Origin of the sequence: Nonomuraea antri, assembly GCF_013283785.1 — a bacterium.
GTDB classification, from domain to species: domain Bacteria; phylum Actinomycetota; class Actinomycetes; order Streptosporangiales; family Streptosporangiaceae; genus Nonomuraea; species Nonomuraea antri.
This window is the reverse complement of sequence record NZ_JABCPZ010000151.1, coordinates 1-13,217: the sequence shown is the minus strand read 5'-3', so window position 1 is coordinate 13,217 and position 13,217 is coordinate 1. Positions and strand designations below refer to the sequence as shown.

Here is a 13,217-nt window from a genome sequence, read left to right as displayed (position 1 = left end):
CAGCGCTCGACGGATCGGCGTTCGGGCCGCCTGCCGGGGCGGCATGACATACCGCCGACATACCGCGCGTCTCTACCCTGGGCCGCATGTCTCCCCGTTGGCGGTGGTTCGCCGTCGTGATCCTGCTGGCCGCATGCCTGGTGCCGGGCCCTCCGGCCGCCGCGGCCGCCCTCTCGGACGCCGGCTTCTTCGGCAGGTGGAGCGCCGGCGCCTGGGCGGTGGGGCCGCGGCTGAACTACGCGCACGTCGGCCTGGCGCCCGTGGAGAGCGCGGTCAAGGCAGGCGACTACCCGCTGGCCAAGCAGAAGCTGCTCGACTACTACCGCGCCCGCCCGGCCATCGAGACGAGCGCTTTCTCGCACGAAAAGCCCTGGCCGGGCGCGTTGGAGCTGACCCCCAGCCACATCTGGACGCTGGGTGACGGGGAACAGTACGTCAAGACGGTGACCTTCGGGCCGGGGGAGAACACGGTCACGGCCGACGTCACGAGCACCGTCACCAAGGGCAAGGCCGGGTTTTTCCTGATGAGCCGTTACAAGGATGCGGTCATCGCTCGGGTCAACAGCCAGAGGAGGGGGTTGGGCAAGCCCAGCCTCCGCCTGACCCTGGCCGATGGGTCCGTCAAGACCCTCAACCCCACGCACGACACCTACATCTGGGCGGCCTACCCCGACAACGTCTACGGCACCAAGTACTACATGCAGGTCAGCGACCAGGGCGCGGGGCCGTTCACCGGCGAGACGCGCAAGGCGTACCTGCACTTCGACCTGTCCGGCGTCTCCGGGGTGAAGCAGGCGGAGCTGACGCTGACCGGCCAAGCTCCCTCGGCGAAGGCCGTCATGATCTACGGCACGGGCGAGACGTTCAACGAGACCACCCGCACCTGGAACAACACCGTCCAGAACACCTACTCCTGGGAGGGCGACCCGGGCGGCTTCGACTGGAAGCTCCCCAAGGGCGCCGACGCGGAGTACCGCTACCAGCTTGCCCGCTTCTTCTTCGCCGGCCCGCTGGCCCTGGAGTACCAGAAGACCGGCAATGAGCACTACGCCAAGACGCTCATCGGCCTGATGACCGACTTCATCATGGACGCCGACACCTACGACTCCGATCAGGGCGCCGGTTCCTACCTGGAAAATCTGCACGTGGCGCGTCGGCTGCAGAACTGGATGGCGGCCTATGAGATCCTGCGCAAGAGCCCGTCGCTGACTCCCGAGGCCAACGTGGCGATCCTCAAGACGATGAACCGAGCGGGGATCCACCTGCAGGAGAACGTCGTCGAAACTCCGAACAAGATGCAGTCGCAGAAGATCACGCTGCTGCACGCCGCCGTCTACTTCCCGGAGTTCCGCGTGGCGCCGGGATGGCGGACCGACGCGGCGGCCTTCCTCACCACGCAGCTCGACGACTCGACCTATCCCGACGGCGGCTACAAGGAGGCGACGGACGGCTACCTGAGGGGTTACCTCAACCAATACGCGGATTCGATCCCGTTCATGCGGCGCCAAGGGATCGAGTTCCCCGCAGCCGCCGCTGCCCAGCTGGGCAAACTCGCCCGTTTCCTCATGGACCAGAGCTATCCGAACGGATACAGCGCGGCCTACGGCGACGCCAACACCAAGGATCTGCGGGACGGCCTCGCGCGATTGGGCACCGAGCTCAAGGACCCGGAGCTCGTCTACGTCGGCACGTCGGGAGCGTCCGGGCAGCGGCCCGCGCACACCTCCGCCCTCTACCCGGACACCCGGGTGGCGATCTCCCGGTCCGGGTGGAGCGCCGACGATTCCTATCTGCGCATCAACGCCGACCGCGGCAACCACAGCCACCCGGACGAGCTGGCGATCACCGCTCACGCGTACGGCAGGACTCTTCTGCCCGACATGGAGACGTTCACCTACAGCGACGACCCGCGCGCTCTGTGGTTGCGGAAGTCCACGGAGGCGCACAACACGATCGAGATCGACAACACGGCGCAGTCCCGGTCGGTGACCGCGGCCGGTGAGATCTCGCACCTGGTCACCAATCCCGCCTTCGACCTCATCGGCGCCAACACCGACAGTTCGGCGGGGGCGCGACATGAGCGATCCGTCCTGTCTCTGCACTCGGGCTTGTGGGTGGTCTCCGACCGGCTGAAGCCCACCGACACCGCCGCGCACCGCTACGAGCAGAACTGGCATTTCGCCTGGGACGCCAAGCCCGAGCTCAACTCCGGGTCGAAGGCGACCTCCACGGCCTACGACGCGGGCGCGAACATCAGCATCGTGCCCGCCGACCCCACCCAGATCGTTTCCTCGCTGCGGGACGGCTACCATTCGCCGGGCGGCTACACCCTGCAGAACGCCACGTACGCCTCCTACGCCAAGACGGTCGCGGGCCAGACCACCTTCGACACCCTCCTGGTGCCCTCACACGGCGCGGCCACTCCGGTGACCGTGGCCAGGCTCCCGGTCGGGACGACCCCCTCCTACCAGGCCACTGCCCTGAGCTTGAACGGCGGCGCGGGTGTCTATTACAAGTCGTGGACGACGAAGGCGTCACGCGCGTTCGGCGACTACACCTTCGACGGCAAGCTGCTCTACGCCGATGCCGGAACGATCGTGGTGGTCGACGGTTCCTCGGTCGAACGCGCGGGCACGACCCTGATCAAGGCGCCGGCGGCCGTCAAGGACCTGGCCGTAACGATCAAGGATGGCACGGTGCGCATCGACGGCGGCGGGCTGGTGGCGAGCACGGACCCGGCCACGGCCATCGCGATTGCGGCGCCGGAGGCCACCAAGGTGACCCTCAACGGCACGGCCGTACCCTTCCGGCGCGTGGGCACGCTCATCTACGCGGCCGCCTGACACCCAGCGTCGGATGGAACACTGGTTCGTTTTGGGCCGACCGGGATGCAGTGGGGCGCGATGCCGAGGACAAGGGCGTGTGGGTTGAACGGAATGAGCGTAGCCAGGCCGGCACCCCTGCTGAGGAACTCCCTTAGGGCCGCTGGGTAGCTCGGGCAGCGGCGCTGATCGCGACGGGACTGTAAGCCGTCGGCTCAGCCTACGCAAGTTCGAACCTTGCACCTGCCGTCCGCAGTAACAGCAGATCAGAGGCCCTTCGGGGCCTCTTCTGCGTTTCGGTGGTGTGCAGCCGGATGCTGCCGCGCAACATGCGTCCCGGTCAGCGGCGCATCGAGTTGATGTGATCCGAAAAATGCGGGAACTCTGCTCGTGCGGCAGTCACGATCTGGGTTGGGGAACGGCGGCCGCCGGGTGCGTAGCACTCGGCGATGGCACGGAATGCCTCGTTCGGCTGTGCCGTGGAGTCGGGGTCCGAGAAGGCCTCGGCGGGGCCCAGGCCGACGGCGAACAGCCAGAGGAGGTCGCCGAGATTGCGGGCGATCAGACCGTGCTCCCCCTCGGAGCCGATGTAGACGACGGGCTGGTCGGTGATCGCCGTATCTGGCCGTACCAGCCAGAAGCCGGTGTAGTCACCCGCACCGGTCGTGCCGAAGAAGCGGAACTCGCTGCCGTCGGCTTCTTGGTTGCCGGTCCACAGGCGGAACCACCACGCCGTCCGGTCGGGCTTCTCGAACTGGTCGTACAGCTCGAAGTCGCAGCCGCGGGCCTCGTCGGCTTCCTCGTCCCATTCCCACTCGAAGCCGACCTCGGCCACCTCGGCCAGGGCAGTGGGCAATGCGAGACCTTCAGACATGTTCGCCATCCCGAGAGATTAGACGCCATAGGAAGCGGTCGAGGTGGGGCTGTCCCTGCACGGGCCCCGAGTTGCTGGAGCGGTGTCACGTGGTTGGTGCGCTTGTCCTCAGCCGGCCGGTAGGAAGAGCGCCGACAGTCGGGGCAGGCGCTGACGCAGCTGGGCGTCGTCGAAGTCGAAGTCTTCGCCCATGTCGTCCCCTGTGGCCCGGTCTACTGCTGCTTCCTCGCGAACCGCCAAAGCCTTGTAGAAGGCGTCTACATCGCCATCGGTGTGACGTTCGTAGGCTGCCTTGGCCGCAAATTGAACTTTTTCGTAGAAGATGGCTTGGCTGCGGCCCTGGGCTGCGGCTTCAATAACGGCCGGGTGGCCGGCGAGGTTGTCGGGGGACTGTGCCGCACTCTCAAACCAGCCACGGCCCAACGCGATCAACCCGGCCCGGAAGTCGCTGAAGCTGTCATTCGAGCACCCGCCGCCGATCAGATAAGCGGCAGCCCAGACGTCCCACCGATGCACCGCGTCTGCTACCTCATCGAACCGCTCCTGGAAATCAAGGATCTCCTCCATGGGGAGAGCAGCAAGTCGATCAACGAGTGCCTCATCGGTAGGCTCGGCATCCGTGCGGGCGGAGTCGACAACGCTCCAGAATTCGTCCAGATTCACGCGGACACTTTGCCACAACAGTCTGCTCATGCGGTTTGGTCTCACTTGTAGCGCCGCCATGACTCGAAGAAAATCCGGGATATTCGCGGGATGATTCCGTACGCCCAGTGAGTGAGCCAAGGCTGCCCGCCGGGATCTGGGTCAGCGGGGTGACGACGACATCATGGATGTCTTCGCGTTCGAGGTAGGCGCCAAATGGGGTCCCTTCAGGCAGTGGGACATCGCCGGGTACGTCTCCTTCATACCGCGCATGGCGACATCGACCTGAGCGCCCGGTGGATCTCCTTGGTGTACGGGCCCTTACCGCCCCAGCTCGGACAGGTCGCCCCTGGTGGCCCATGGGCGCCAGTTGGATGTACAGGCGGGGGACGCGCTTGAGCGTGCCATTGGTTCGCGTCCGCCTATCCCCGGCAAGGAAAAGCTAGCCCCTTCCGAGATGACTCCAGCTGCCCATAGCCTGTTCCGAAGATGATCACTATCCAGGGCGGCCTGTGAGGCGCTGGACGAGGAAGCTGACGCGCGGACACCGGCCGCACGGCCCACCGGGCGACTTCTCAACGACATGGATATGGACGAAGCATGGATTCTCCCCAGGATTTGCCCCGTGAGCTGGACGGCGCGTACAAGGCCGTCGGCCTGCCCTGGCCGGACATCAGGATCGACCGGCTGGAGCGGGTGCTGGAGCGGCTCGGCGACGAGCCCGGGACCGAACGGATCCGCGAGCGCTTCGAGATGCTGCGCCGGGGCCAGGACCTGTTCTTCCGCATGCTTCGCGAGATCGCCGACGAGCACCGCGGCAACGCCATCAGGATGATGGAACACAAGGACCGGACCTGCGTGAGCACCATGCGGGACACCTGGGCCGGGACCATCGGCCGGATCGAGGAGTTCCACGAGGTCGTCCAGAGCGCGGCCCGTACGCTCGCGGCCGAACAAGCGGCACCGATCGACTACCTCGCCGGGCCGTGGCCGGCCTGGGTCACCGACCGGCCCGACCGCGGCACCCGCGACGAGCCCACCGCCGGACGTGGTCCCGCCTGCGACGCCCTGCTGCGCTGGCTCGACGATCAGTACGGCCCACGGGTCTGCGTCGTCACCGGCGCTCCCGCCAGCGGCAAGACGACGCTGCTCGCCTGGTTCTGCAGGGCAGGCCTGGGGTCCTGGTCCCGTCTTCCTGGCCGGGAGGCGGCGGTCCTGCTGCGCAGCCTCTCGGTGGACAAGGGCCGCGCGGAGCTGGAAAGCCAGCTCAGCCCCGAGGGTCTGGACGCCCTCGATCGAACGGTCCTCGTCACGTTAGGAGACCCTCAGCGGAGCCTGGATCCCGAGGCCACGCTCACGGACCTGATCATGCCCCTGATCGAGAACCCTCATGTCCGCCTGCTCCTGGAATGGCCGGACCCGGCCGACCTCCCGTGCGACGCTTTCGTCCTCGACCTGGACGATCCGCGTTACACCGACCCCGACGCCTTCACCGCCTGGTACGCGGCCCAGAGCCCGCATTCGCCCTTCCCCGAGTGGTACGTCGCCGAGAGCGCGCACTCTCCCTTCACGGCGGACCAGGTCTACCCGTCGCCCGGCCTGGCGGCGCTGGCGTCCCGGGCGAAGGGCGCCGATCCGGGAGCGGGAACGATCGCCGAGCGGGTGACGAGAGCCTGGCTCGACGGGGTGTCGCCGGCCGCGCGGGACGCCGCGCGGACGCTGGCCCTGACGCTCGGTCCGGCCGGGCCCTACACGTGGCGGCTGTTGCACTGCGGGCGCCGTCGTGACGATCCGGCTGAGGCCGCGCGGGGGGTGGCGGAAGCCGCCGCGTCCCTGCCGCTCGCCGTGGAGGGGCTGCCGTCGTACACGGTGGCCCTGCCGGAACTCAGGGCGGCGCTCGACCCGCCGCTCCATGGGCACGGCGAGCTGGTGGCGGTGATGCGCGGCTGGCCGTACAACGCCGAGCTGCCCACCCCCGCCTACGTGCTGGTCCATCTGGAGGCCCACGAACGGCTGGCCGGAGGCCCGGTCACGCCGCTGCCCGTCTGCCGTCCGCCGATCGAGGTCACCCGCGAGATGATGGAGAGCCTGGGCTACGACATCGTCCGGACGCGCGAGGTCCATCCGGCCCTCACCCACGGCCCCACCAGGAGGTTCATCGCCGAGATCGGCGTGCCGGAGACGGGCATGTACAAGATGGGCGGGCCGGTGTTCACCACGCCGATGACCGAGTTGTGGCCCGACGAGCAAGACGAACTGGCGGCGATCTCGCCTCGTCCCGTGGAGTCGCTGTTCATGATCGACATCCTGCAGGCCTGGTATCTCTTCCTCGACGGCGAGACCGGCCGGATCCACGGGGTGCGTGAGGGCTTCGACGACGTGTGCCTGGCCCACCACGATCTGGCGTCGTGGGCGTACTTCATCTACGTCATCTACCGGACCCGCGCCCTGTGGTGCGGCGAGAACGAGCACCACGACGTCCAATATTGGTGCGCCGACGACCTGATCCTGGAGCTCCACACCTACTCGCCCGACACCATGGGCCCGGAAGGCGACGCCCTCTGGCCAGGGGCCTTCGACGACTACACGCTGCTGACCTAGGGAGAAGGCGAGCCAGGTTCGTACAGATCCATCTATCTGCTCGCGGCGACAAGGGGGCCATGGATAGCGGGAACGGGATGGCGTTCCCGGTTGTCGCGCAGGTGCTTCCTGGCCCGCCTGCCGTGCTTCCTGTTCGCCTTCGGGATCACTTAGCGCCACCACCGAATACGTGCAGCGAGGGGCTTTCGAGTACCGATAGAGATGGCGGCTTCTAGTATTCCGGGTGGTTGAGGATCGTTAATTGTCCACTCCGCTGCGGATCTTCTGAGAAACATGCAAGGAGAACAAACGTATGGCGCAGCTCGTCTCCGCGTTGGAAGACACTGTCAGCGTCCAATACGGGCAGTTCGTCTTCATCGACGCGGATGGCTCAGCCGGTGCTGACGGCTCCCTTTCCCCGTGGGAGCTCAGCTTCGATGAAGACGAGTGGCTCCAGGTCACGACGAACGGCGGCTTGGTGAGCACCGGATACTCAGACCACAAGGTGCAAGTGCGTTTTGAACTGTGGGACGCGCCGCCTCCCCGTGTTGCGGACGGGGTTTCCACGGAAAGGGAAGAGGACTTCTCTGCCGGCTCCGGGCGGATCTGCCTGACGGAGTTGGTTTCGGACGGAGAGCACCCCTTCTTCGACCTCGGTCGGCGCGCGGCGTCATGGAAACTGCGCGCGCTGGTGTTCGTCTTGCGTGATCCAGATGAGGTCGACTGGGAGAAGGAAGGGTTCCCCTCGGGCCTGGAGCGTTACTGCCTGCAGTTCTGGCCCCTTGGTTGACGGACTCGATGGCCGGCCTGCGTGACGAGGTCGCCCGCAGGACAACGGCACCTGGTCTTGCATCGGCGAAATCGGGACCGGCTGGACGTCGTCCCTGCTTCGAGCCGCAGCCCGCGTCGTTCGTGGGTATCGCCGCTGTCGGCCCACTGGATGTTGACCTCGGGCCGAGACGCGCGTTCTGGCGGGGTCCGCGACGACACGTGGGTCTACTGTCTCCGTCGTCTTGGGAGCCTCAGCCGGTTGAACTGCCGCAACGATTCTCTGGCCGGTCCGGGTATCCCTGTGATCGGTCACCCAGTGGCTGGGTCATCCTGGCCGGTTCGCTTCCGTGCCAGGTGTACGACTCCGGCAACGAGCTTGAGCAGAATGCTCAGCGACAGAAACACCCACAGTCCTGTCAGCCAAGCATTCGGCATGGGCCCGCGGAATCCGGAGAGCCCGAACGTCGTACCAGCCCCGGCCCATCCGCAGAAGATGAAGGAGCACGCAGAACCGAGCTGCCACCAAAAAGATCGCCGCACATCCATGCCGCCAACCCTCTCGCCTCATCATCCACCGAACAATGCCTCCGGCGGGGGCCTTCGGCTCCGGGATGATCGGCGCACGGAGTGTCTGGTCCGCAGGTGGCTGAGGTGAATTCTGATCATCCCGCCCGCGATCGACCTGAGACAAGCCGAGCAGACCTCGCCGACCCCTTCTCCGGCGCCGCTCGTGCGTTGGGCGTGGGCATGGGAGTCGAGCACAGCGCGTGCTCGACGTGCCGCTGTGGCGGACGGGCTCCCAAGTGGGTGTGCTCGTCCGCCGCAGCGGTGTCCGCGGGGGTCGTAGCTCGCGTTCTCGTCGGGGTCAGCGCTTGATGGGCAGCGCGTCCCGCTGGAACGGCGTGAACGGCGGCGTGGCGGCGGTCGTCGCGCCCGCGTCCGTGCCGCAGGTGGACAGCATGAGGTATCGCTGGATCGCCGTGTCGATCGCCTCGGACGGGTAGTGCGTGAGGTTGATGCCGAACGAGACCTGGCGCGAGCCGTCCGCCTTGGTCAGCGAGACGGTGGACATGCCGAGCACGGTGCCGTCATGGCCCCAGAAGCGGCCGCAGGGCAGGTCGACGGGGAAGAGTCCGAGACCGTAGTCGAAGGTGACCGGGCTGCCCGCGCCCGACGAGACGGGCACGATCTTCTGCATCTCGGCCAGCATTCCGGCGTCGAGCAGGCCGCCGCGGAGCAGCACCCGGTAGAAGCGGTCGAGGTCCTCCATGGTCGAGACGAGGGCGCCGGCCAGGCCGTAGATGGACGGGTTGTACACGCTGAAGTCGCGCGGCGGGTCGATCTGGCCGAACAGGGACTCGTACCCCTTGGAGTGCGGGCCGAAGATGACCGGCGTGTGCGGGAACGAGGTGTGCCGCAGCCCCGCCCTGCGGATCACGTGGTCGGTGATGTAGCGCTCGGCGCTGACGCCCGTGACCCGTTCGAGCAGCAGGCCGGCCAGGGTGTAGTTGGTGTTGGAGTACGAGCCGGGCGTGGCGCCCGGGCTCCCGGTCGGCGGGGCCGCGAGCGCCATCCGCACCAGTTCCTGGGGCGTGTACGTGCGGAAGCGGTTGGCCTCCAGGCTCTCGACGGTGGTGAAGATGAGCGTGTCGTAGTCGGCGATGTGGCTGGTGTGGTTGAGCAGCATCCGTACGGTGACCTGCTGCCCGACCTCGCCCGGTACCAGGTCGGGCAGGTAGCGGCCGATGGGCGCGTCGAGCTCGATCGTGCCCCGGGCGACCTGCTGCAGGACCGCGGTCGCGGTGAACGTCTTGGTGATGCTCCCCACCCGGTGCCGCAGATCGGGACGTACCGGACGGCGGGTCTCGACGTCCGCCACGCCGGCGGCGCCCTTCCAGCTCTGGCGGCCGTCGGCGACGTGGGAGTAGATGCCGTACATGCCCGCCTCGTGCACGGCGTTCAGGGCTTTGCGTAGTGCGTGCCGGTCGAGCCCGGCGTCCTGGGTCGCGGCGGCCGGGCCGGCCGGGGCTCCCGCGAGGAGCAGCAGTCCCGCCGTGGCCGCGGCGGTCAGCCGGGTGGCGAGCGTCCTGAAGCGAAGTAGCGTCATGGCGACAGGATGAAAGCCGCGATACGGCGGCGGCCAGGTCACCGGCGACCGGACGGGCGGGCGCGGGACGGCGCTGGCGGCGAAATGTCACCTCTGATCAGCGTGGTCCGGCGCGTCCTGTACCTGAGGACGAAAAAGTTCTTCCTCCTTCAGGGGGATGGCCTCAAATGCCATTGGGGGCGATGGGGCTTTGGATTCGGGTGGGACCAGAACGCCCGGACGCGCGTTTGCGCACCCCTGCGTTTTTCACCGGTGTTCGAGGAGCCAGAGCGTGTAGGCGGCGATGGAAGACGAGTCGGTGATCGAGCCGTTCAGAATCAGCTGCTCGAATTCCGTGCGGTGCACCCAGCGCTGACGCATGTCCTGCTCGGTGTGTTCGCGGTCGGTCTCGCCTTTGGTGAGTCCGACGGCCAGGTAGACGTGGAGCCCTTGGGTGGTGATGCCGTGGGCGTTGTCCATGCGGCCCAGCAGGCGCAGGTCGGTGGCGCGGAGACCGGTTTCCTCAGCCAGTTCTCGGCGAGCCTCTTCTTCACGCGTTTCCGCCGCCGCCGTTCCCTGCGGGAAACTCCAGGAACGGCGGCCGATCGGGTATCGGTACTCCTCCACGAGGTGGAAGCCGTCGTTCTCCTCGGGCATGACCAGGACGAAGTCGGGCTTGACCACGTATCCGTATATGCCGGGGGAGCCGTCGGGATGCTCGATCGTGTCCTCGCACACTTTCATCCAGGCGTTGCGGTAAACGACCTGAGAGGAGATCTGCCGGATCACGGATTGTGCTTCCACCATGGGGAGACATGCTACTTGTGCTCCCCTGCCAGGGGTTTCCGCGCGGGCTGGTTGACGGTGTCGAGTACTACGCCGGTGGCCACTCGGCGTTGTCCCTCGAAGAATTCCAGGTGCTCGCCGACTTGCAGCACGGCGATGGGAAGACTGAGCAGGAACATCAGGGCTATGCCTGTCTCTCCCGGCTTTATGCCGCGACCGCTGCGAGGGTAGAGCTGGCAGTCCCAATGGATCATGTCGCCGGAGGCGAGGCGTTGCCCTATCCACAGTTGGGGACGGTAGCCGTGGGAGATTCGTCCCTGGCGTCCGCCTTCCTCGGTCTTCGTGAGGGTCAGCCGCACTTCGACGTGTGGCTCGCCGCGCTTGAGCAGCTCTCGTAGGAGACGTTTCTGGTCTGTCTGGAAGTCGTCCATCTTGCTCTGATGATGGCTTGATGAGGAGGCCGGTGTCCTGCTGATTCTCGCGGCCGTCGTGGTGGCGATCGCCGTTCGGCTATCCCTCGCTCGGCGGCTCGGTCTCCGGTGGGGCGTTCTCGAACGCGTCGAGGAGGTCGCTCACGAAGCGTTCGTGGTGGGCCCGTTCGGTGGTTCGAGCCGCGCTGGTCAGCACGGTCGCCTTGGCTCGGCCGAGTGCGTCCGGGCCTGCGCCGAGGAGCCGTATGGTGATCAGGATCGCGTCCACGACGCTCACGCCGCGGCCGGCCAGCAGGTGTTGTACCTGGTCCATGCCGGAGTCCTGGGCGAGGAGGGGACGGCACTCGGCCGTCAGTTCGGCGATCAGCCGGGCGCGTCGAGGGTCGATGTGCAACTGGGATCCCGGGGTCGGGTGCTGCTACAGATCCGCTGGTGAGGGGATGGCGATCAGGTCCAGCGCCTCGATCTCGGTGAGCGCCTGGGCGGCGAGGTGGCGGAGCTCGGCCCATTCGGGGTCGGTGGTGAGCCCCTCGGGGGTCCATGTTTCCGGGGCGGGATCGTCGCTCATGGCCGCCAAGGCGTCGTCGATGCGCTGCAGGAGGTCGTGCAGGGCCGGCGGCAGGAGGCCCGGCGATTGGTCGTCGACGTTGTGCGGCACCCAGCCGTTCGCCCAGTCGAAGTCGAGCGCCAGTTCGTCCGTGTGCCACCGGTGGCGGGCGAGCCACGCCACCTGCTCGTCGGCGGAGGCGGCCAGCATGACCAGCGTCTCCGCCAGGCGCAGCACCGAGGTCGGCACGTCGGGCATGGTGTATCGGGTCGGCGGCTGCGGGGCGGGGTTCATAGGTGTCCCTCCTCTCCGATCTGGCTCATGCGGTCGGGGTGCCTGCGTGCCCGCCGCCGGATGCCCAGCGCGCCGCCGATCCAAGAGGCCACCAGGGCGATGAGCCGGCCGAGAAGCGACTTGCGCGCCTTCGGGCCCCACACCTGTCGATGCTCAGCCACTCGTCTCGCCTCCGCTCGTTGCTGTTCCTGTGGTCATCCAAGCGCGCGGGCGGCGTCGTGTCAGGTGCTGGGCAGCAGTTCGGGTACGGCTCGTACGTAGATCAGCATGCCGACGACCTCCACCAGTGTCTGGGTGACCACCACGGCGGCGGCCAGGGCGAGTGCGTCCGGCAGCGCGAGTGCGAGCGGCAGCACGACCAGGGAGTTGCGGGTGGCGCCGGTGAAGACGACGGCGCGTCCGTCGGCCGTGCCCAGGCGGAACAGGCGGGCGACGCCGAGCCCGGCGAAGGCCATGACGAGCAGGAAGGCGAGGTAGAAGGGCACCACGGCGGCCAGCCGGAGCACCTGGCCGCCGAGTGCGGGCACCTGGGAGGCGACCACGACCAGCAGCGTGGCGGCCATCAGCGGCACCATCGTCGTACCGAGAGCCGTTGAGAGCGTCCGCCCCGGACGGGCTCGCGCGGCCCACGCCTGAGTGGCCCAGGCCAGCGCCAGCGGGATGACGATGAGGACGGCGAACGCCTCGACGAAGGGGCCGGGCCGTACCGCGGCGGCCAGGTCCGGGCCGATGAAGAGCCACAGCAGGAAGGGCAGGGCGAGCATCTGAGCCAGGAGCAGCAGCGGGGTGGTGGCCAGCAGCCGATCGCTGCTCGCGCCGGCCAGGCCGCTGAAGACGATCACGTAGTCGACGCACGGGGTGAGCAGCACCAGCAGTACGCCCACGCGGATGGCCTGGTCGGGCGGCAGCAGCGGCAGCATCGCCGCCACCACGAGCGGGACGACGACGAAGTTCACGCTCAGGACGGCGGCCAGGAAGCGGCCCCGGCGCAGGGCGCGCAGCAGGCCGGCGGCCGGCACCTGCAGGAAGGTCACGTACAGGAGCGCGCCCAGCACGGGGTTGATGGCTGAGGCCAGGCCGTGGCCGAGGTCGGGCAGTGCCCAGCCGAGCAGCGCTCCGACGCCGATGGCGGCCAGGTAGATGGGGATCTGGTGATCCTCCAGCCGGGCCGGCAGCGGGCGGGAGGGGTGGCTCATGCGGGTCCTGTCCTGGTGGTGATGTCGTCGTGCGAGGTGCGGGCCGCCCGGGGCCTGGGCGCGGGCGAGGTGCGGGCCGCCCGGTCCCTGGGCGCGGGTGTGGTGTGTGCTTCGGCCAGGGCGGCGAAGGGGAGGGGGCAGTCGGGGCAGGTGCAGTGGGTCAGGCTGTCGCAGCCCGCGTTCACCAC

The 13,217-nt window shown here is 67.8% G+C and carries 12 protein-coding genes and 1 pseudogene; 3 read left to right on the top strand and 10 right to left on the bottom strand.

Annotation, left to right across the window (positions count from 1 at the left end; genetic code table 11):
* The first annotated feature begins 86 nt into the window (after window positions 1-86).
* Entirely contained in the window at window positions 87-2,843 is a 2,757-nt protein-coding gene (locus HII36_RS36430) for a heparinase II/III family protein (RefSeq protein ID WP_173527872.1), read from the top strand.
* Window positions 2,844-3,162: 319 nt separating this feature from the next.
* Here HII36_RS36430 and HII36_RS36425 read toward each other — a convergent pair whose 3' ends face one another.
* Entirely contained in the window at window positions 3,163-3,705 is a 543-nt protein-coding gene (locus HII36_RS36425; protein ID WP_236004233.1) for an SMI1/KNR4 family protein, read from the bottom strand.
* 99 nt (window positions 3,706-3,804) lie between these two features.
* Window positions 3,805-4,359 carry a DUF4240 domain-containing protein gene (locus tag HII36_RS36420; protein ID WP_173527871.1) on the bottom strand — a complete coding sequence of 185 codons (555 nt, stop codon included), beginning with the start codon at window positions 4,357-4,359 and terminating at the stop codon, window positions 3,805-3,807.
* Window positions 4,360-4,938: 579 nt separating this feature from the next.
* Here HII36_RS36420 and HII36_RS36415 point away from each other — a divergent pair.
* Window positions 4,939-6,939 (top strand): SUKH-4 family immunity protein, encoded by a 2,001-nt coding sequence (locus HII36_RS36415; RefSeq protein WP_173527870.1) that lies wholly within the window; start codon window positions 4,939-4,941, stop codon window positions 6,937-6,939.
* A gap of 292 nt (window positions 6,940-7,231) precedes the next feature.
* Window positions 7,232-7,708: a hypothetical protein gene (locus tag HII36_RS36410; RefSeq protein WP_173527869.1), complete on the top strand. Its 477-nt coding sequence runs from the start codon at window positions 7,232-7,234 to the stop codon at window positions 7,706-7,708.
* Between the two features lie 846 nt (window positions 7,709-8,554).
* On the opposite strand, the gene HII36_RS36405 is transcribed toward HII36_RS36410, so the two are convergent.
* The 8 genes and pseudogenes from HII36_RS36405 to HII36_RS36370 form a co-directional block, all read right to left on the bottom strand.
* On the bottom strand, window positions 8,555-9,796 hold the full coding sequence (locus HII36_RS36405) for a serine hydrolase domain-containing protein (protein WP_173527868.1): 1,242 nt from the start codon (window positions 9,794-9,796) through the stop codon (window positions 8,555-8,557).
* A gap of 246 nt (window positions 9,797-10,042) precedes the next feature.
* A complete protein-coding gene (locus HII36_RS36400; RefSeq protein WP_328808046.1) occupies window positions 10,043-10,564 on the bottom strand; it encodes an NUDIX hydrolase in 522 nt (173 codons plus the stop codon).
* A 29-nt stretch (window positions 10,565-10,593) separates the two neighbouring features.
* The gene (locus HII36_RS36395) at window positions 10,594-10,992 is read right to left on the bottom strand and encodes a hypothetical protein (RefSeq protein ID WP_173527866.1); all 399 of its coding nucleotides are present in this window, start codon (window positions 10,990-10,992) and stop codon (window positions 10,594-10,596) included.
* Between the two features lie 79 nt (window positions 10,993-11,071).
* Window positions 11,072-11,386 carry a hypothetical protein gene (locus tag HII36_RS36390; protein WP_217370417.1) on the bottom strand — a complete coding sequence of 105 codons (315 nt, stop codon included), beginning with the start codon at window positions 11,384-11,386 and terminating at the stop codon, window positions 11,072-11,074.
* A 24-nt stretch (window positions 11,387-11,410) separates the two neighbouring features.
* On the bottom strand, window positions 11,411-11,833 hold the full coding sequence (locus HII36_RS36385; protein ID WP_173527865.1) for a hypothetical protein: 423 nt from the start codon (window positions 11,831-11,833) through the stop codon (window positions 11,411-11,413).
* Complete coding sequence (locus HII36_RS36380) at window positions 11,830-11,994, bottom strand: hypothetical protein (RefSeq protein ID WP_173527864.1); 165 nt, start codon at window positions 11,992-11,994, stop codon at window positions 11,830-11,832. Before HII36_RS36380 ends, HII36_RS36385 begins: the two co-directional genes overlap by 4 nt.
* Window positions 11,995-12,054: 60 nt before the next feature.
* Window positions 12,055-13,029, bottom strand: coding sequence for an arsenic resistance protein (locus tag HII36_RS36375; RefSeq protein WP_173527863.1), 975 nt, complete (start codon window positions 13,027-13,029; stop codon window positions 12,055-12,057).
* Window positions 13,026-13,217, bottom strand: a pseudogene (locus tag HII36_RS36370) (hypothetical protein); the annotation flags it as partial. The pseudogene HII36_RS36370 and the gene HII36_RS36375, both read right to left, overlap by 4 nt.

Coding starts and splice junctions, on each gene's coding strand:
- HII36_RS36375 (WP_173527863.1), bottom strand. CDS start 13,029: ATGAGCCACCCCTCCCGCCCGCTGCCGGCCCGGCTGGAGGATCACCAG.
- HII36_RS36430 (WP_173527872.1), top strand. CDS start 87: ATGTCTCCCCGTTGGCGGTGGTTCGCCGTCGTGATCCTGCTGGCCGCA.
- HII36_RS36415 (WP_173527870.1), top strand. CDS start 4,939: ATGGATTCTCCCCAGGATTTGCCCCGTGAGCTGGACGGCGCGTACAAG.
- HII36_RS36410 (WP_173527869.1), top strand. CDS start 7,232: ATGGCGCAGCTCGTCTCCGCGTTGGAAGACACTGTCAGCGTCCAATAC.
- HII36_RS36425 (WP_236004233.1), bottom strand. CDS start 3,705: ATGGCGAACATGTCTGAAGGTCTCGCATTGCCCACTGCCCTGGCCGAG.
- HII36_RS36385 (WP_173527865.1), bottom strand. CDS start 11,833: ATGAACCCCGCCCCGCAGCCGCCGACCCGATACACCATGCCCGACGTG.
- HII36_RS36405 (WP_173527868.1), bottom strand. CDS start 9,796: ATGACGCTACTTCGCTTCAGGACGCTCGCCACCCGGCTGACCGCCGCG.
- HII36_RS36395 (WP_173527866.1), bottom strand. CDS start 10,992: ATGGACGACTTCCAGACAGACCAGAAACGTCTCCTACGAGAGCTGCTC.